Here is an 18,304-nt window from a genome sequence, read left to right on the forward strand (position 1 = left end):
TATTTTTCAATCACAGCCAAGCTCTGCGAAAATAGCTAAACATATTGACAGGGGAGATAGATCTTTGGTAATATCGATATGTTATTGTTTGTAGCACCCATGCTACAACCGCTCAGAAAAGGTTTTTGTGAAGCTTCAGCATAGCTGAACACCTGGTAACTGGCGAGTCTTAGATAAATAGGAGGTGCAGAGAATGTACGCAATTATTGAAACTGGTGGAAAGCAAATCAAGGTTGAAGAAGGTCAAGCAATCTATATTGAGAAAGTTGCCGGCCAAAATGGTGACACAGTTACTTTTGACCGTGTTCTATTTGTAGGCGGAGACAACGTGAAAGTTGGCAGTCCAATCGTGGATGGTGCGACCGTAACAGCAAAGGTTGAAAAGCAAGGTCGTGCGAAAAAGCTTGTTGTTTTCAAATACAAAGCTAAGAAAAACCAACATAAAAAACAAGGTCATCGTCAGCCGTATACAAAAGTTGTTATTGACAAAATCAACGCGTAAGGCAGTTAAAGATGATTAAAGCGACTTTTTTTCGATCGGTAGATGGCTCGATTGAAACATTTCATTTAACCGGACATGCTGATTTTGCGGAGCATGGAAAGGATCTAGTTTGTGCTGGAGCATCAGCAGTAGTATTTGGTTCGATAAACGCGATCTTAGCATTGACGAAAATTGAACCGAAAAAACTGGATCTTGGACCTGACGGCGGATACTTGAACTTTGAATTGCCGGATCATCTAGATGGAAAGGTTCAGAATAAAGTTCAGATATTACTCGAAGGAATGCTCGTATCCCTGCAGACAATTGAAGCAGATTACGGTGAACATATTCAGGTTATCCAAAATCACTTATAGGAGGTGGATTTCATGTTAAGATTAGACCTTCAATTTTTCGCATCTAAAAAAGGTGTAGGTTCTACAAAAAATGGTCGTGACTCAATCGCTAAGCGCCTTGGTGCTAAACGTGCAGACGGCCAATTAGTATCTGGTGGTTCTATTTTATACCGTCAACGCGGTACAAAAATTTATCCAGGTGAAAACGTAGGACGCGGCGGAGACGATACTCTTTATGCTAAGGTTGACGGTATCGTACGTTTCGAACGTTTCGGCCGTGACCGCAAAAAAGTGAGCGTATATCCTGCAGCTCAAGAAGCTTAAGAATAAAAAACTCCAGCCAAATCGGCTGGAGTTTTTTCATTCATACGGTAAGATAGTTTAATATGATTAAAGTGTTAATTTGGTGATTTTAAAATTTCTATAATATGGAATATTGATTTGAGAAAGAATGCTGATCTTGAACAATTACTCCATTAAGCCAAGCAGGGTGGAATAGGTTTTTCATAAAAAGACGTTTTTATTATGAAAGTTTGTCTGTTATAATTTTAAATACAGCATGTTAGGAAGCTCCTAAAGTGGGAAAAAAATGTTGGGAGTGCAATAGATGAAATATAGCCAAAAGGATTGGAGCATCGTTGATCTTCTTAGTCATTCCAGGCATGATTGGATGAACAAGCTTCAATTAATTAAGGGAAACTTATCTTTAAATAAATATGAACGTGTACATAAAATCATGGAAGAAATTGTGATTGAGGCTCAGCATGAGTCAATGTTGAGTCACTTGAATATGCCTGAATTTTCCTGTTTATTAATGACATTTAACTGGCAGCCCCATAACTTTTCCTTAGAATATGAAGTGATTGGGAAAACGCTGGATTTATCGGATTATGACCAAACAGTGACAGCTTGGTGTCTTTCTTTTTTAATGACTTTAAATGACTCTGTTGAAAAGGGGGCAGAGAATCATTTAATTCTCTCTATTGGAACAAGTAATGAAAAGGACCAAATCCGTTTGTTTTTTGACTTTAATGGAACAATAACGGATAAGAAAAGCTTAGAGGGATTTTTTGTTGAGACAAAAAGTGCCGAAGTATCAAATCCTTTGATTCATGATCAAGAATTATCGGCAATGGTACATTTTAAATAAGAATACATGGCAGATTGAGTAGATGTCAATTTGTTGTTTGTTAGAAAACGGAGGAAGGATCATGTTTGTCGATCAGGTCAAAATATATACAAAAGGCGGAGATGGCGGAAATGGTATGGTTGCCTTTCGTCGTGAAAAATATGTGCCTAAAGGCGGTCCTGCTGGAGGAGACGGGGGAAAAGGTGCTGACGTTATTTTTCGGGTTGATGAAGGATTAAGGACACTCATGGATTTTCGCTATAAAAAGCATTTTAAAGCAACACGCGGAGAGCATGGAATGTCTAAAAATCAGCACGGTAGAAATGCTGAGCCCATGGTCATAAAAGTACCGCCCGGTACTGTCGTAATTGATGATGACACGAAGCAAGTTGTCGCTGATTTAACCCAAGAAGGGCAACAGGCAGTCATCGCCCGGGGGGGAAGAGGAGGACGCGGGAATACACGCTTTGCCACCCCGGCTAACCCGGCACCTGAACTTTCTGAAAACGGAGAACCTGGAGAAGAGAGATATGTTGTACTAGAGCTTAAAGTATTAGCTGATGTTGGATTGGTTGGATTCCCCAGCGTAGGAAAATCAACTTTACTTTCTGTCGTGTCTTCAGCTAAGCCTAAAATTGCTGAGTATCACTTCACTACACTTGTTCCGAACCTAGGTGTAGTGGAAACAGAAGATAATCGGAGCTTTGTTATGGCTGATTTGCCAGGATTGATTCAAGGGGCTCATGAAGGGGTAGGACTTGGCCATCAATTTTTAAGACATATTGAGCGGACACGTGTCATTGTTCATGTAATTGATATGTCAAGCCTTGAAGGACGAGACCCTTATGAAGACTATGTTACCATTAACGAAGAATTAAAAGAATATAATCTCCGTTTAACAGAGCGGCCGCAAATTATTGTTGCCAATAAAATGGATATGCCTCAAGCAGAAGAGAATTTACAGATTTTTAAGGAAAAGCTGGAGGATGAACATAAAATTTTTCCGATCTCTGCAATAACTAGAGAGGGTGTAAGAGAATTGCTGTTTGAAATCGCTTCTGCTCTTGAAAAAACACCAGAATTCCCGTTGTACGATGAAGAAGTGGAGCAGGGCGGCCATAGTGTTCTTTATAAGTTTGAAAAAGAAGGACCTGATTTCACAATTACACGTGATCCAGACGGAGCTTTTGTCCTAACAGGTGAAAAGGTAGAAAAACTGTTTGTTATGACAGATTTTTCTCGTGATGAATCAGTCCGGAGGTTCGCTAGACAACTGCGTGGTATGGGAATCGATGATGCTCTTCGTGAACGTGGTGCCAAGGATGGGGATATCGTTCGTTTGCTAGAGTATGAATTTGAATTTATTGAATAGTAGATCGGGGGGCACAAAGCGGCTCTCCGATTTTTCTAAACAAATCGTAATTTCATTAGGCTCTTTTCTAAGTGATTGTTGCTATTAACTTATAAGAGGCATTCGAATAACGGCAATCGGTGAGTCGCCATTGCTTCAAGTCTTACATCACGCCTCTTACTTCCAGAGATATCCTAAATCTCGAAGTGATAGACTTTGTTTCCATAGCAACAAAGTTTGTGAAAACAGCCTTTCATTATGAGAGGGGGGAATACGCCATATGAAGGATGAAACGTTCTTTTTGGTCCGGGAAGACGTTTTACCTGAAGCTATGAGAAAAACGTTAGCTGTCAAAAAGCTGATTGAGCGAGGTAAAGCGGAATCTGTTGCTGAAGCAGTTCAACGAGTGGATATGAGTCGCAGTGCATTTTATAAATACCGAGACGCCATATTTCCTTTTCACACGATGGTAAATGAAAAACTAATTACACTGTTTTTTCAACTTGAAGACCGTTCAGGGACACTTTCCGATTTACTTGCAGTTGTTGCACAAGCAGGATGTAATGTCCTGACTATTCACCAAACCATTCCCCTTCAAGGGAGGGCGAACGTATCTTTATCCTTAAATACAAATGGGATGATTGAAGACATAAATACCTTAATGACTAAATTAAGGAGATTGGAATTTGTCGAAAAGGTTGAGATCTTAGGGCAAGGAGCATAAGGAGTGAAGATTAATTGATTCAAAAGGTTGGCTATTTAGGTCCGAAAGCAACATTTACACATTTGGCGGTGAAAAAATTTTTTCAAGATAATCAAGTTGAACAAATTCCATTTTCGACTATTCCTTCTTGTATGGATGCAGTCGCGAATGGAGACATTGATGCTGCTGTCGTTCCCACAGAGAATGCATTAGAAGGCTCTGTTAATTTAACAATAGATTATTTAGTTCATGATCAGCCGCTGTACATTGTAGGAGAAGTGATCGCACCAATTAAACAGCATTTAATGGTTCACCCGAGCAAAGCTTTATGCTGGGAGAAAATTGATCGTATTTATTCGCATTCACATGCGATTGCACAATGTCATAAATTTTTACATCACTCATTCCCTCATGTAGTCCATGAATACGCAACTTCTACAGGGGCAGCAGCAAAATACATAAGCGAACACCCTGAGGAAAATATCGGTGTGATTGCAAACGAGTTAGCTGCTAAGGAATATAAATTAAAGATTGTTAAAGAAAATATTCATGATTATGATTACAATCATACAAGGTTTGCAATCCTTTATCCTGAAAAGGAGGCTGATTTACCACCTCTGGATGGCTTTACACCTAGGGAAAAAACTACTTTGATGATAACGCTGCCTTCTGATCAATCGGGTGCTTTGCATCAAGTACTATCAGCTTTCACCTGGCGCAAACTGAACTTATCCAAAATAGAATCCAGACCGATGAAAACAGGCCTGGGAAATTACTTTTTCATAATTGATATCGAAATGAGCATGGATGAAATTCTAATTCCAGGAGCGATTGCTGAATTAGAGGCATTAGGATGTGGAGTAAAGCTGTTAGGAACATATTGTGCTTATGACTTAAAATAAGAGTTTCCCCCTTGGGAAACTCTTATTTATACTAGAAAAGATCGTCTTGGTTTATATTTATAAAGAAGTTTACGTTTGCCAGCTTGGCATCTACCCTGATTTATAAGGGACAAACAAGTAACCCCTATTAAAGAGAAAATGCCTCTCTTACCCTAGATGTTAAAATGGATACTGATCTTTTTACCCTTGAATGAACAATTTAACTTGTATCTTTTCTAAAGAAAAGAATTTAGTGAACTAAGAAGCCGGCCTTATCTAATGAAGTGCATACTTCGTCTAAGGTGCTATCGCTGCTTGCGACCAGCGTATGCAAATGTAATCCATCTGTCAACTGAGAGAGGAGTGCTGCGTTAGTGGATCGCATTTTGTTGAAGAACTCTTTTACTTCCTTTCGATTGCTTACATGTATCGATGCCTTCAAATCTCCATAGACTGGGTGTTCGATTGTGACATCCAGCACCGTGACTCCGTGATCGACGATTAAATTTAATTCTTTTTCCGCATCTTCAGGAGAATGTCTACTGGCGATGATCCGTTCAAATGTTTTATCTTGTTCCCCTTTTGGACGAAGGTAAAGGTATCCCTGACTGGTTGCAATAATTGGTTCATTTTGTGCTTTTAATAAAGAGACATCTTGTACAATTACCTGGCGGCTTACGTTTGTTTTTTTTGCCAGGTCACTTCCTGTTAAAGGATAAGTAGTTTCTTTTAACCATTGCAGAAGAAGAGCCCTTCTCTCATCACCTAAAATCTTTTTTTCCTTCAATCTTGATCATCCCTTCATTTCTTAATTATTAACAGCAAGTAGCTTAAGAACAACCCTAGTATCAGAAGTATTGTGTTTCTGGCGCTTTACGTTTTACTGTTTATATGATTAAAGTGTTAATTGCTTTAAAAGAGCTATTGCCTGCCCGGCTGCAGCGCCTAGCCCGCCTTAGGTCATAAGCCAAACCACCCGTTAAAGTGAATGAAAAACCTTCCATCCGGCTCGCCCCGAATGGATGTCGCCCGAAGAACTAGTGCCTAGCACTTTTCTAATGGTATTCCTCTCTGATTTGACTGAATGCTTCTACAAGTTGCAAAATATCCTCTTCCGTTGTTCCAATTCCTAAAGACACTCTAATGTATTGAGCTGCTTCCTCTTTTGTTCGGTCAAGAGAGATTACGGTTCGAGACGGCTCTTGCATACCAGCTTGACAAGCACTTCCCGTTGAGATCGCGATCCCTTTTCGATTACATTCAAGCATAATATATTGACCTTCAATTCCTTTAAAAATGCATCCAATAATCGCAGGAAGCTGTTCGCTTTGAGGTGTTCCTAACACTTCGATCGGCAATTGTTCTTTTGCGATCAATTCAATAAATAGTTTTCTAAGCTTGGTAAATTGAGATTGCAAAGCTTTCATTTCATCATGCAACGATTTCGCAGCTATTGTAAAAGAAGCAATACCCGGTGTATTAATTGTGCCAGGGCGAAAGCCTTTTTCGTGAGTTGTTCCTTCTATAATCGGCACCCAATAAACAGATGGATCGATATAGACTGCCCCAACTCCTTTTGGTCCGTATATTTTATGGCTGGAAAATGATAAAGCATCAATTTTCATTTTTTCAACATCAATTGGTACTTTAGCGAAGGTTTGTACACAATCGCTATGAAATAAAATTGCTTTTTCTTTAAGAAAAGAACCAATTTCCTCGATGTTTTGGATAATCCCTATTTCAGAATTTCCGTGTTGAATAGATACTAAAGCTGTATCATTTCGTATCATTTTTTCCAATGAGTTTATCGTAATTCTTCCATGTTTATCAGGTCTTACAAACGATACAGTATACCCGTTATTTTGTAAATTCTTCAAAAAGTTATGAATAGAAGAATGCTCGATCGTGCTTGTGACAATATGTTTTTTAGCTTGTTCTGTCCCATTTAATAATGATTGGATCGCGAGTATATTTGACTCACTTCCCCCGCTTGTAAAGTAAATTCCCTCGTGATCTCCGTTTATTAGCTTCGCTAGAATTTCACGACAATGATTTAAAAGCTGCTCTGCATCACCGCCAAAATCGTGAAGGCTTTTGCTATTTCCAAAATGTGATTTGGCATATTTTACATATGCTTCTAATGCGGTCTCGCTAATCGGTGTTGTAGCAGCAAAATCTAAATATATCATAAAGTAAGTCTCCTTTTTCTTTTTCGCTAGAAAAAAATCTCTTGAGTTTATTTTATTTTTATGTAAATATAGGTGTCAAGACATGTGTAAAGGAGGGAGCATTTTGCCTCGTTCAGACATACTAATTATTGGCAGTGGAATTGCAGCGCTGACTGTTGCCTATCATACATGTAAAACGTATAATGTGACAATCTTAACAAAGGGTGCTTTAAAAAGTAGTAATTCGGCCCTCGCTCAAGGCGGGGTTGCAGCAGTGGTCAGTGATACCGATACATGGCAGTCTCATTACAAGGATACAGTGACAGCCGGCTGTTATCATAATGAAGAAGCACTGACAAAGTACCTTGTCAAGCAAGGAAAAGAAGAAATACTGTCTCTCTTTAAAAAAGGAGTCCCATTTGATATAGATCGTGCAGGAAATCTGCTGCTCGGAAAAGAAGGGGCACACTCATTAAATCGAATCGTACATGCAGGGGGAGATGCTACCGGCAAAGCGTTAGTAGATTTCATGTCTGAGAGAATCAAAGGAAAAGTGAGAATTCATGAACATACGATGGCTTTGAACCTCATGAAAAAAAATCAACGCTGTGTGGGAGCTATTGCTCGGAATAAAGAGGGCGAGCTTATTGAATATAGTGCTCAGCATATTGTCTTGGCTAGCGGCGGATGCGGTCAGCTTTATACCCATACTTCAAATCATTCATTCATGACTGGTGATGGTCTTGCAATGGCATACAGAGCTGGAGCTGAGCTTGTCGACTTAGAGTTTATCCAATTTCATCCGACCATGCTTACTTTAAAAGGAGCTACAATTGGATTAATTTCTGAAGCAGTAAGGGGAGAAGGAGCGGTCCTTGTTGACGAACAAGGGAGAAGGGTTATGGAAGGGATTCACCCTTTGGAAGATCTTGCACCCAGGGATGTTGTCTCAAGAAGAATTTTTTCTTGCATAAAGGAAGGCAGAACGGTATTTCTTAATATACAGCATATCCAGAACTTTAAAGTGCGATTTCCGACTATTGCCAAAATGTGCAGTGATCACGGTGTCGATTTGAAAAAAGGCCTCCTGCCAGTTTCTCCTGGCATGCACTTTCATATGGGAGGTATTAAATCTAATTTGTCCGGGGAGACATCTGTACCAAATCTTTATGCTGTAGGGGAAGCGGCATGTACAGGAGTTCATGGAGCAAATCGGTTAGCAAGCAATTCATTACTAGAAGGGATTGTTTTTGGGAAAAGAGTTGCTGAGGTAATCTGTTCTAAACCGAGAGAACAAACGAAAAGCGAGAATTCTCTAAGAAAGGAGACAAGCGGGCTTTTAAGCATTTCATTACCAGCGAAAAGCGAAATTCAAAAAATGATGACGAACTATGTTGGCATTGTTAGAGAACAATCAGGATTACAGATCATTTTAGATTGGTTTGAATCCATGATCAGCCCACTGCTTTTTCAGCCTATAAATGTGAACAATTTCACAAATGAACAATTTGAAAGATTAAACATGTTGACTCTAGGGTACCTTATTTCACGATCTGCTATGCAAAGAACGGAAAGCAGGGGAGCACATTTCAGAGCCGATTTTAATAGAAAAGATGACCGAAAATGGTTGAAAAAACAAGTGGCGCATAATAAACAAGTAAATCTGAAACAAGAGGTCTTAATAGGGGTGAACTAATTGAATAGACTGCAAATAAAAAAATCTGTAGAATTTTTTCTACTTGAGGATATTGGATACCGTGATTTGTCATCATCTATTTTTTTAAAGGATTCGACAGGAGAAGCTTATATACTAGCAAAAGAAGATGGAGTCCTTTCGGGAAGTGATGTAGTTGGAGTTTGCTATGAATTGCTAGATTCGTCACTGAAAATTGATTTGTTAAAAAATGATAGGGAACGATTCACAAAAGGAGAAAAGATAGCGAGTATCAAGGGACCTATGGCTTCTATTTTAAGCGGCGAAAGAGTCGTCTTAAATCTTCTGCAAAGAATGTGTGGAATAGCCACATTAACTGACTTAGCTGTTAAAACATTGAATTCTACGCACACAAAAATTTGTGATACTCGAAAGACAACACCTGGATTAAGGCAATTTGAAAAATATGCAGTTAGATGCGGCGGCGGACATAACCACCGTTATGGGCTGAGTGATGCTGTAATGATTAAAGACAATCATATCTCATTCAGCGGGACAATTGCTAAAGCGGTTAATGCAGTCAAAGAGAAAGTTGGTCATACGGTTAAAATTGAAGTAGAAATAGAGTCGGAGAAACAGCTTTATGAAGCTATAGATGCTGGAGCGGATATCATCATGTTTGATAATCGGTCACCTGAAGAAGTAAAGCGGTTCGTTGAAATTACGCCGTCGCATATTGTGACAGAAGCATCTGGAGGAATAAATTTGGAAAACTTAGCTGATTATTCTCATACAGGTGTTGACTATATTTCTATGGGTTTATTAACACATTCGGTTAAGGCTCTGGATTTAAGCATGTATGTGAAGGAAAGGGGACTTTAAAATGGATGTACTTGATATGTTGGAGCATGAAAGTCAAGAGGCAATGCCGGAAAGCTATAAGACTAGAAGTCATAATGAAATGACCGAAAAAGTAAGAGAAATTAAACAGAGCTTTGGAAACCGGCTTTATATTCCCGGTCATCATTACCAAAAAGATGAAGTGATTCAGTTTGCAGATATAACTGGTGACTCTCTTCAATTAGCACAAGCAGCCGCTACGAATAATAAAGCAGAATATATCGTATTTTGTGGAGTTCATTTTATGGCAGAAACTGCTGATATGTTAACAGCGGATCATCAAAAAGTAGTCCTGCCGGATATGAGAGCAGGCTGTTCGATGGCTGATATGGCAGATATTCATCAAACGGAGCGGGCATGGAAAAGCTTACAAGCTTTGTTTAACGACACCATCCTGCCTCTCACCTACGTGAATTCTACGGCTGCAATTAAAGCATTTGTAGGTAAAAATGGAGGGGCAACGGTTACTTCAAGCAACGCCAAACAGATGCTGAAATGGGCCTTCAAGCAAAAGGAAAGAATATTATTTTTACCTGACCAGCACCTTGGCAGAAATACGGCATTCGACTTAGGTATCCCGCTTGAAAAAATGGCTGTATGGAATCCGCATACAAATAAATTAGAATATGAAGGAAACCCAGAAGATGTAATCGTTATTTTGTGGAAAGGCCATTGCTCGGTTCATGAAAAGTTCACTGTTAATAATATTCAGCACCTCCGAGAAACAAAGCCTGATATGACAATTATTGTACATCCTGAATGTACACAAGAAGTAGTTGCCTTATCTGATGAAAACGGATCGACTAAATATATTATTGATACGATTGAAAAAGCGCCAAGTGGAAGCAAGTGGGCAATCGGAACTGAAATGAACCTAGTGAACCGATTGATTGTGCAGAATCCAGATAAAGAAATTATTTCTTTAAATCCTTATATGTGTCCTTGCCTAACGATGAACCGAATTGACCTGCCGCATTTAGTATGGTCACTCGAAGAGATAGAAAAAGGGAACATATTGAATCAAATCACTGTTCCTAAAAAAATTTCCGACCTAGCAGTATTGGCTTTGGAGAGAATGTTAATGCACGTTTAAATAACCGCAAAGTGCCAGACACCCTAAATTTGGGGCTGCAGCACTTTGTGGTTTTTTATAATTTCTGAAAGTTTAAGTTGATTAAAGTATTAACGTATTCAGGTTAATTATCAATGTCCTGTTCCAGGCGCCATTGGCGCTTTGGTCATAATCCAATCCGTCAAAAAGGTTAAAGAACAATCCTGCTGCCGGCTTGCCCGAATGCTTGTCACCGAAAGACTCGCGCCTTGCGCTTTTCTTATAAAATTTTTGTTTGTCTATCTTTTAATCATAAAAAGGATTTTCTAAGCATAAGTTGTGGTGAAGAATCATGCATTAATACCAATCTTTTATCCTGTTCTAACGGGCGGAAAGCTGTCCTAAGAACCCGATTGGTTCATCTGACCATCAGTTGGCGGGGTTTCGTTTATTGATGGAAGATTCACTTTATAGGTTGTAAAGTTTTTGCATAGGAGGGGGAAACGTTGAAAATCCATATCGTGCAAAAAGGCGATACATTGTGGAAAATAGCCAAAAAATACGGCGCTGATTTTGAAGAATTGAAGAAAATGAATTCACAGCTTAGCAATCCTGACCTCATCATGCCTGGAATGAAGATAAAGGTTCCAACCGGAGGGGTACCTGTCAAAAAAGAAACGCAAGTAAATTTTGGCTCAAAAAAGGAAATGCCGATTCAAAAGGAAGCACCAAAAGTACAACATCCTTTTGCAAAGGAAAAACCGAAGTCAGTTATCGATGTAGAAGATATAAAACCAGCAGAAAAACCAGCAAAAAAACCAGCAGAAAAACCAGCTGAAAAGGCAAAAGAAAAGGCAATAAAACCATACGTACCACCAGTTCCAGAAATGAAACAGCCGAAATATCCTGAAATGGACATCAATAACTACTATAATATGAATATTTCAATGATGCCGAATCAGCCTCAGGTTCCGCCAAAGCCGACAAATGTTTTTCCTAATATGATGAAGCCGATTGAAGAGGTGAAGGGAAAGGAAAAGCCTAAAAAAGAAGCACCAAGTAAAGTTTCACCTGCAAAAAAAGAAGCACCAAGTAAAGTTTCGCCAGCCAAAAAAGAGGAGGCTCCAAAAGAAATGGAAAACAAGCCCAATATGCCAAATATGAATATGGGTCAAATGCCAAATATACCGAATAATGTGGCAGGAGCAGAAGAAAACAAAATGCCGCAAATGGTAGCACCAGCTTACCAGCAGCCGCCATATATGATGCCTGTCTCTCCAGTAATGCCAGGAACAGGCCTATGCTATCCTTGTGCACCATTTCCACATTATCCTGCTGCAATGCCTTATGGCCACGGTATGCCAAATATGCCTTTCCCATCCCAGGTTAGTCCTGCTGAATATGATGATGACGATGACATGGATTATGATAATGCACCACACATGATGCAGCCAAATATGCCGCAAATGGTAGCTCCTGCCTATTCGCCTGCTCCAGCGTATCCGTTTATGCCTTATCATCCAGGATGCTTTTATCCGGTCTCTCCAGTAATGCCGGGTACAGGCTTGCATCAGCCTCAAGTGATGGGAACATATAATAACATGCCACCTGGAGTGATGGGCGCCTATGAGAACAATATGCCTCAAGGAGTAATGGGGGCCTATGAGAACAATATGCCTCAAGGAGTAATGGGCGCCTATGAGAACAATATGCCTCAGGGAGTAATGGGGGCCTATGAGAACAATATGCCGCATGGGGTAATGGGAGCTTATGAAAACAATATGCCGCATGCAGTAAGTCCTGAAATGGACGATGATGACTGCGGGTGTGGAGGTCCACCACAAGGTACGATGCCATATTATCGAGGATATCCGATGATGCCTTCATATGGTCAGCCATACTATGGCCAGCCGTATTACGGCGGACCGCAAGGATTCGATCAACAGCAAGGTCAAATGTTTGCACGTCCAAATACAGATGATGATGGAGAAGAAGACTAATCCTATTTTTTGAGGCGATAATCTAAATCGTCTCTTTTTTTTGCTTTTAACGGTACCAGGTACCGAAATCCCGAAATTGTATCAAAATGGTATTAATGTTTATAATATAACCTTTAGGGTAAAAAAATTGTAAGATACGGATGAAAATGATATGGTAAATATAACAATATCATGTTAAAAAGGAGTACATATCATGGAAGATAAAATAACAAAACTTGTTGAATGGATTCAAAATCAAGTTAAAGATGCTGGCTTGAAAGGTGCTATTGTAGGTGTAAGCGGAGGAATTGATTCTGCTGTTGTTACTTATTTGATAAAACGTGCGTTTCCTGAAGACTCGTTAGGAATAATTATGCCATGTAAAAGTAACCCGAAAGATCAGGAAGATGCATTGAAGGTCATTGAAGGCTGTGGAATTAACCATCATGTTGTCGACTTATCAAATACCCATGAGACATTATTCAATGAGATAGAAAAACAGCTGAAAGATAAAGGGGAATGGAATGAAGAGGCTGCCCGCCTAGGTGACGCAAACGCCCGAGCACGCTTACGCATGACAACCCTATACGCTGTAGCTAATAATTATGGCTATCTGGTTGTAGGTACGGACAATGCAGCTGAATGGCACACTGGATATTTTACTAAATATGGGGATGGCGGTGTTGATCTTGTTCCGCTTGTCCATTTTACAAAAGGTGAAGTTCGTGAACTGGCAAAAGTATTAGGAGTACATGATGATATTTTAACTAAAGCTCCAAGCGCAGGACTTTGGGAAGGTCAATCAGATGAAAATGAAATGGGAACAACTTATAATAAGATAGACAGTTATCTAAAAGGGGAAGAAATCCCTGAAAAAGATAAGCATATAATTGAAAACATGCATAAGCGGACAGAGCATAAACGTCATTTAGCTGCTGCCCCCCCTAAATTTTAATAAAATTTGCCGATAACTAACAGAAATAATGCCCTCCTCAACGTGCAACCTAAAGATGAGCGATTATTATTCGCTCTACAAAGGTAAACCAACAGGGGGGTTTTTCCATTGAGGAAAAAAGTATATGGATTAGCGGCATTTACATTGATCTCAGCAAGTTTAGCCGCTTGTAATACAGATCAAGGCGCAATGGATACTAATGATAATAATCGCACACAACCAATTGGTTTTTATTCCAATGAGCATATAGGGAATAATGGCGATGGTGTTGATAATGATGGTCCTGTTACAGAAATGATGGAAAATGCGAATAATGGAAATGGGAATAGAGAAGGGGCAAATAATGGCCGATTAGATAACCCAACGGTTCCTTTGGCTGATGGAGACAGAGGGTTTGAGCGAGATAACCGGTTTAATCGCGGTGATACCAACTATCATAATCAAGCAAATGAAGCTGGTTATTACAATGAGGGCGATCAACAAATAGCAGATAAAGTTTCAAACAAAGTAAAAAAGATGAAAAACGTAGATGATGCCCGTACACTTGTGACTAGGGATAATGTTTATGTAGCGATTGATACAAAAGATCGCAATAACAAGGATGTGAAAGATAAAGCACTAAAAGCTGCTCGTGAAATAGCAAACGGCAGGAATGTCCAAGTTGTAACAGATGAAGGAGCATTCAATCGCATTCGAAATATTGATAATGATATCAGAAACGGAAATGATCGCAAAACGATTGATGCATCTATACAGGACTTTATGAACGACATGGGAGATGCTGCAAGAGAACCCGTTCAGGAACTAAGAAATATGACACGTTAGTTAGTAATGAGAGGCCAATTATTTAATTTATAGGCCTCTCTTTATGTTTAGAGATTGGAAGTGGGAGGTCAGAATAGAAACAATCGGCGAGACACCGATTGCCTTAATTAATTCCACTAACATTTTGGTTTATAGATAAAATTTCAATGGGAAATATGAGTTCTTAATATGCCCTTGAAAATGAATCAAGCCTTCTATGTATTATACGATACCTTCAAGACATCTTTGATAGCTAAGAACAAACAATACACCTTCTTATCTTCAGCTTGTTGCCGGTACCCCCAACAAATCCTTTTTACAGATCTTTTTGATCTACATTTAGTTCGATTAAATTCCCATCAGGATCTGTACAAAAAATTTGCGCAAACCCGCTTGTGCTATTTGGTTTTTCAAGAATTTCTATCTTATTTTCTTTTAACCAGTTTAACGTATCATAATATCTTTCCACTCTTAGTGCGAAATGCCCTTCCCTGCTGTTTAAGCTTTTGTCTAGCCGAATCGTTTGAGAGGACTGATGAACGATAAGGTGAAGCTGCTGCTTGCCAATTTCATACCATGCACCGGGGAATGGAAAATTAGGGCGCTTTATTTCCTTTAAGCATAAGATCCGGCTATAGAAATTTTTTGAGTGCTCTAGGTTTGTAACAGTAAGACTAACATGATGAAGTTCACTATATTTAATCAAAATCGTTCTCCCCTTTTAAAAAATGAGTAGCTAATCGTACACTAATAGTAGCATAGTAAGAAGTGGTATGTTGATTAAATCCAGGCAAAAAATTAAGAAGAAGGAAACTTGAAATTTCTGGTTGTAAACAAAAAAACTCTGGATAAAACTTCTATTTATGGTCAAACTGTTAATGGTAAGAACCTTTAGATAGATGCTTGATTGATTTATGCTCTTTTCTAATAAATGGTTCCTTTTGTCATATTAATGAGACCATCAACAGCGATTTATGCAGCGGCGAGTCTCACATCTTACCTCTCATCACGGTGAGACATTAACTATTGAAGTGTAAGGTCTTGTCTCGGCAGCAATCTTTATAAAAAGCCATTATTTAAAACTGAGGTGACTCTTATGAAGCAAATACATGCGATTTTGCTCATGTTTACCGCTCTTTTTCTCGGTATTATACTTATTACAGATATTCAGACAGGATTTGCGATAGAAGCCTCTCAGAAAAGGGATCAGCAAGCAAAAGAAGTGACAGGACCTCTTGAAGTAACAGTTGTAATGGAAAGGGTCTATTTGGATGGGGAAGTAAGTGAAGAGATTAAACAGGAAAAGATCCTTGCTATGGAAGATTTCTGGGCTGAGTATAAAGATTGGCAGTTGGTATACCAAGATGAAGACCAAATAGTATTTCAGCAAGAAATTAATGATATTTCTCCTTTGCTGAAGTCTAACGGGTATTTCGGGGTAACCGAGGATGGAACTCTATCCATTTTTAATGGCAAACCTAACGAGACGAATGAAATCATTCAATCCTTTTTTCAAATAGATGTGAAAAAGCTTGAAAGTCGCAAGCACTCTGAACTGCGCAAAGGAATTCGTGTCAATTCTAAAGAAAAATACGAAAAAGTTTTGAAAGCATATAAACCATATTCTTCTTCATTTAAACAATAAGAAGATGGGTTGAAGTTCACAGCTTTGTTATTAATCCTGTCTAACTAAATAGGCGGAGGAAACTTGCCAGAAATTCAAGATATCTACCGCCATCCAGCATGGAGAAACCTTACTATGGAATTCCCTGTAATTTCGTGCCGATAACAATTTGCGCTTGATTTTCCTAATAGGAGCTGTGGACAAAGGAGATTCCTTTCATTCAGCTCCTTTGTCCTTTATAAAATCTGCCCGTGCTTTATCTTTAAAAACCGAACACATGTTAACCTTTTTATGTTAAAATGAGGGGTACAGATAAAGAGGTGAATAGGTTGTTTGAGTTTGTTCGCGGTACAATTGATTATATTACCCCAGAGTATATTGTGGTTGAAAATCATGGAATCGGGTACCAGATTAACACACCGAATCCATTTATTTTTCAACTGAATGAAACGTATACTGTTTATACATATCATTATGTCAGAGAAGATATTTCCGCGTTGTACGGATTTAAATTGAGAGATGAAAAGTCCTTATTCTTAAAATTGCTTAATGTCACAGGAATCGGTCCTAAGGGAGCACTGGCTATATTAGCATCAGGAAACCCTTCTCAAGTCATTCAAGCAATTGAAGATGAAGATGAAAAGTTTCTTGTGAAATTCCCTGGTGTAGGAAAGAAAACAGCCCGTCAGATTATCTTGGATCTAAAAGGTAAACTTGGTGGTGCCGTACCTTCTATCGCACCCGATTTATTCAATCATGAAAGCCATGAGGAAAAAGACAAGCAATCGCAAGCGCTTAGCGAAGCGGTGGAAGCTTTAAAAGTGCTGGGCTATGCTGAGCGCGAAATTAACAAATTACTTCCTAAGCTGGAAAAAGAGGCTTTAACAACCGATCAATATGTTAAAAAAGCTTTACAGATGATGTTAAAGTAGGGTGATCATAAATGAATGAAAGGCTAATATCAAGTGAAGCGGACCTGAATGAAAGTTATTTGGAACAAAGCTTGCGGCCTAAAACACTCACACAATATATTGGACAAACAAAGGTCAAGGAAAATTTGAAGGTTTTTATTGAAGCGGCTAAATTAAGAAATGAGCCGCTAGATCATGTTCTTTTTTATGGTCCGCCAGGGCTTGGAAAAACGACATTGGCTGCGATTATTGCCAATGAAATGGGTGTGAATATTAGAACCACGTCTGGCCCTGCTATCGAAAGGCCTGGTGATTTGGCGGCTATTTTATCTGCACTTGAGCCTGGAGATGTGCTGTTTATTGATGAAATTCACCGCCTGCACCGTTCAATTGAAGAGGTTTTATACCCGGCAATGGAGGACTTTTGCCTTGATATTGTGATTGGAAAAGGGGAGACTGCCAGATCTGTCAGATTAGACTTGCCTCCATTTACATTGGTAGGTGCTACTACCCGAATCGGGTTACTAACTGCTCCACTTAGAGACAGATTTGGTGTATTGAGCAGGTTAGAGTATTATAATGAAGAACAGCTTGCTGATATTGTGGACCGAACAGCTGAATTATTGCAAATTGGAATGGATCGCACGGCAGCGCTTGAAATTGGTCGGAGGTCAAGGGGAACGCCAAGAATTGCGAATCGATTATTAAGAAGAGTAAGGGATTTTGCACAGGTTCTTGGTTACGAAAAGATTTCTGAAGAGAACGCGGTTGAATCACTTGAACGATTGCAGGTTGATAAGCTTGGATTAGACCATATTGACCACAAACTGCTGCTTGGAATTGTTGAAAAATTCCAAGGCGGCCCAGTTGGGGTAGATACTATTTCCGCTACCATCGGCGAGGAATCCCATACAATCGAAGATGTCTATGAACCATATTTGCTTCAAATTGGCTTTCTCCAGAGAACTCCTAGAGGCAGATTAGTGACACCGGCTGTGTATCAACATTTTCAAATGGAGGTGCCGAAAAAATGATGGAGCTACCCAAAATACTAATGATTATGGGTGGATTACTTCTTATAGTTGGTTTTGTCATGCAATTTATTGGCAAAATACCTGGGGATTTTGTTTTTAAAAAGGGGAACACAACCTTTTATTTTCCAATTGTGACTTCAATTATCATCAGTATTTTGTTAACTGTTTTATTTTCAATTTTCGGCAGGTTTAAATAGATAAAAGTCTCTCTGGTCATAAGTCAATCCGTCTGAAAAGGTTAAAGAACAACCTCCTTCATGCTTCCCTGAATCTTAGCCTGAATGCTTGTCGCGGAAGGGTGTGTCTTACGCTTATCCTTGTGGTTT

General features: G+C 39.2%; 20 protein-coding genes and 1 other annotated feature. Of the genes, 17 read left to right on the forward strand and 3 right to left on the reverse strand.

What is annotated here, in order from left to right; translation table 11 throughout:
* The first annotated feature begins 96 nt into the window (after nt 1-96).
* Nucleotides 97-180: a sequence feature (ribosomal protein L21 leader region), on the forward strand.
* A 13-nt stretch (nt 181-193) separates the two neighbouring features.
* The 7 genes from rplU (at nt 194) to pheA (ending at nt 4,919) form a co-directional block, all read left to right on the forward strand.
* A complete protein-coding gene (rplU, locus tag IC621_RS13300) occupies nt 194-502 on the forward strand; it encodes a 50S ribosomal protein L21 (protein WP_191158801.1) in 309 nt (102 codons plus the stop codon).
* A gap of 11 nt (nt 503-513) precedes the next feature.
* Complete coding sequence (locus tag IC621_RS13305; protein WP_191158802.1) at nt 514-855, forward strand: ribosomal-processing cysteine protease Prp; 342 nt, start codon at nt 514-516, stop codon at nt 853-855.
* A 12-nt stretch (nt 856-867) separates the two neighbouring features.
* The gene (gene rpmA, locus IC621_RS13310) at nt 868-1,158 is read left to right on the forward strand and encodes a 50S ribosomal protein L27 (protein ID WP_191158803.1); all 291 of its coding nucleotides are present in this window, start codon (nt 868-870) and stop codon (nt 1,156-1,158) included.
* Nucleotides 1,159-1,441: 283 nt separating this feature from the next.
* A complete protein-coding gene (locus IC621_RS13315; protein WP_191158804.1) occupies nt 1,442-1,984 on the forward strand; it encodes a sporulation initiation phosphotransferase B in 543 nt (180 codons plus the stop codon).
* Nucleotides 1,985-2,045: 61 nt separating this feature from the next.
* Nucleotides 2,046-3,335 carry a GTPase ObgE gene (obgE, locus tag IC621_RS13320; RefSeq protein ID WP_191158805.1) on the forward strand — a complete coding sequence of 430 codons (1,290 nt, stop codon included), beginning with the start codon at nt 2,046-2,048 and terminating at the stop codon, nt 3,333-3,335.
* Between the two features lie 259 nt (nt 3,336-3,594).
* Nucleotides 3,595-4,038 (forward strand): ACT domain-containing protein, encoded by a 444-nt coding sequence (locus IC621_RS13325; protein WP_191158806.1) that lies wholly within the window; start codon nt 3,595-3,597, stop codon nt 4,036-4,038.
* 14 nt (nt 4,039-4,052) lie between these two features.
* Nucleotides 4,053-4,919 carry a prephenate dehydratase gene (pheA, locus tag IC621_RS13330; RefSeq protein WP_191158807.1) on the forward strand — a complete coding sequence of 289 codons (867 nt, stop codon included), beginning with the start codon at nt 4,053-4,055 and terminating at the stop codon, nt 4,917-4,919.
* A gap of 229 nt (nt 4,920-5,148) precedes the next feature.
* Here pheA and IC621_RS13335 read toward each other — a convergent pair whose 3' ends face one another.
* On the reverse strand, nt 5,149-5,685 hold the full coding sequence (locus IC621_RS13335) for a transcription repressor NadR (RefSeq protein WP_191158808.1): 537 nt from the start codon (nt 5,683-5,685) through the stop codon (nt 5,149-5,151).
* Nucleotides 5,686-5,953: 268 nt separating this feature from the next.
* Nucleotides 5,954-7,087 carry an IscS subfamily cysteine desulfurase gene (locus tag IC621_RS13340; RefSeq protein WP_191158809.1) on the reverse strand — a complete coding sequence of 378 codons (1,134 nt, stop codon included), beginning with the start codon at nt 7,085-7,087 and terminating at the stop codon, nt 5,954-5,956.
* Nucleotides 7,088-7,190: 103 nt separating this feature from the next.
* Between IC621_RS13340 and nadB the strand changes: the two genes are divergently transcribed.
* The 6 genes from nadB (at nt 7,191) to IC621_RS13370 (ending at nt 14,430) form a co-directional block, all read left to right on the forward strand.
* Nucleotides 7,191-8,762 carry an L-aspartate oxidase gene (gene nadB, locus IC621_RS13345; protein ID WP_191158810.1) on the forward strand — a complete coding sequence of 524 codons (1,572 nt, stop codon included), beginning with the start codon at nt 7,191-7,193 and terminating at the stop codon, nt 8,760-8,762.
* Complete coding sequence (nadC, locus tag IC621_RS13350; RefSeq protein WP_191158811.1) at nt 8,763-9,602, forward strand: carboxylating nicotinate-nucleotide diphosphorylase; 840 nt, start codon at nt 8,763-8,765, stop codon at nt 9,600-9,602.
* Nucleotide 9,603: 1 nt separating this feature from the next.
* On the forward strand, nt 9,604-10,713 hold the full coding sequence (gene nadA / locus IC621_RS13355) for a quinolinate synthase NadA (RefSeq protein ID WP_191158812.1): 1,110 nt from the start codon (nt 9,604-9,606) through the stop codon (nt 10,711-10,713).
* Nucleotides 10,714-11,177: 464 nt separating this feature from the next.
* Nucleotides 11,178-12,671, forward strand: a complete 1,494-nt coding sequence (gene safA, locus IC621_RS13360; protein ID WP_191158813.1) for a SafA/ExsA family spore coat assembly protein — start codon at nt 11,178-11,180, stop codon at nt 12,669-12,671.
* 193 nt (nt 12,672-12,864) lie between these two features.
* Nucleotides 12,865-13,605, forward strand: a complete 741-nt coding sequence (gene nadE, locus IC621_RS13365; RefSeq protein WP_191158814.1) for an NAD(+) synthase — start codon at nt 12,865-12,867, stop codon at nt 13,603-13,605.
* Nucleotides 13,606-13,713: 108 nt separating this feature from the next.
* A complete protein-coding gene (locus IC621_RS13370; protein ID WP_191158815.1) occupies nt 13,714-14,430 on the forward strand; it encodes a YhcN/YlaJ family sporulation lipoprotein in 717 nt (238 codons plus the stop codon).
* Nucleotides 14,431-14,725: 295 nt separating this feature from the next.
* Here IC621_RS13370 and IC621_RS13375 read toward each other — a convergent pair whose 3' ends face one another.
* Entirely contained in the window at nt 14,726-15,115 is a 390-nt protein-coding gene (locus IC621_RS13375) for a VOC family protein (RefSeq protein ID WP_191158816.1), read from the reverse strand.
* A gap of 390 nt (nt 15,116-15,505) precedes the next feature.
* Here IC621_RS13375 and IC621_RS13380 point away from each other — a divergent pair, with 390 nt between their 5' ends.
* The 4 genes from IC621_RS13380 to IC621_RS13395 all read left to right on the forward strand — a co-directional run bounded on the left by IC621_RS13380 (nt 15,506) and on the right by IC621_RS13395 (nt 18,175).
* Nucleotides 15,506-16,054, forward strand: a complete 549-nt coding sequence (locus IC621_RS13380) for an intercompartmental signaling factor BofC (protein ID WP_191158817.1) — start codon at nt 15,506-15,508, stop codon at nt 16,052-16,054.
* Between the two features lie 308 nt (nt 16,055-16,362).
* The gene (ruvA, locus tag IC621_RS13385) at nt 16,363-16,965 is read left to right on the forward strand and encodes a Holliday junction branch migration protein RuvA (protein WP_191158818.1); all 603 of its coding nucleotides are present in this window, start codon (nt 16,363-16,365) and stop codon (nt 16,963-16,965) included.
* Between the two features lie 11 nt (nt 16,966-16,976).
* Entirely contained in the window at nt 16,977-17,978 is a 1,002-nt protein-coding gene (gene ruvB, locus IC621_RS13390; RefSeq protein ID WP_191158819.1) for a Holliday junction branch migration DNA helicase RuvB, read from the forward strand.
* Nucleotides 17,975-18,175, forward strand: a complete 201-nt coding sequence (locus IC621_RS13395; RefSeq protein ID WP_191158820.1) for a DUF2905 domain-containing protein — start codon at nt 17,975-17,977, stop codon at nt 18,173-18,175. Before ruvB ends, IC621_RS13395 begins: the two co-directional genes overlap by 4 nt.
* The last annotated feature ends 129 nt before the right edge of the window (nt 18,176-18,304 follow it).

The sequence above is a fragment of the Metabacillus arenae genome (genome assembly GCF_014773385.1).
GTDB lineage: Bacteria > Bacillota > Bacilli > Bacillales > Bacillaceae > Metabacillus_D > Metabacillus_D arenae.

Excerpts from the sequence above, each read along its gene's own strand:
- rplU (WP_191158801.1), top strand. The coding sequence starts at position 194 with ATGTACGCAATTATTGAAACTGGTGGAAAGCAAATCAAGGTTGAAGAA.
- IC621_RS13305 (WP_191158802.1), top strand. The coding sequence starts at position 514 with ATGATTAAAGCGACTTTTTTTCGATCGGTAGATGGCTCGATTGAAACA.
- rpmA (WP_191158803.1), top strand. The coding sequence starts at position 868 with ATGTTAAGATTAGACCTTCAATTTTTCGCATCTAAAAAAGGTGTAGGT.
- IC621_RS13315 (WP_191158804.1), top strand. The coding sequence starts at position 1,442 with ATGAAATATAGCCAAAAGGATTGGAGCATCGTTGATCTTCTTAGTCAT.
- obgE (WP_191158805.1), top strand. The coding sequence starts at position 2,046 with ATGTTTGTCGATCAGGTCAAAATATATACAAAAGGCGGAGATGGCGGA.
- IC621_RS13325 (WP_191158806.1), top strand. The coding sequence starts at position 3,595 with ATGAAGGATGAAACGTTCTTTTTGGTCCGGGAAGACGTTTTACCTGAA.
- IC621_RS13340 (WP_191158809.1), bottom strand. The coding sequence starts at position 7,087 with ATGATATATTTAGATTTTGCTGCTACAACACCGATTAGCGAGACCGCA.
- nadA (WP_191158812.1), top strand. The coding sequence starts at position 9,604 with ATGGATGTACTTGATATGTTGGAGCATGAAAGTCAAGAGGCAATGCCG.
- nadE (WP_191158814.1), top strand. The coding sequence starts at position 12,865 with ATGGAAGATAAAATAACAAAACTTGTTGAATGGATTCAAAATCAAGTT.
- IC621_RS13380 (WP_191158817.1), top strand. The coding sequence starts at position 15,506 with ATGAAGCAAATACATGCGATTTTGCTCATGTTTACCGCTCTTTTTCTC.
- ruvB (WP_191158819.1), top strand. The coding sequence starts at position 16,977 with ATGAATGAAAGGCTAATATCAAGTGAAGCGGACCTGAATGAAAGTTAT.
- IC621_RS13395 (WP_191158820.1), top strand. The coding sequence starts at position 17,975 with ATGATGGAGCTACCCAAAATACTAATGATTATGGGTGGATTACTTCTT.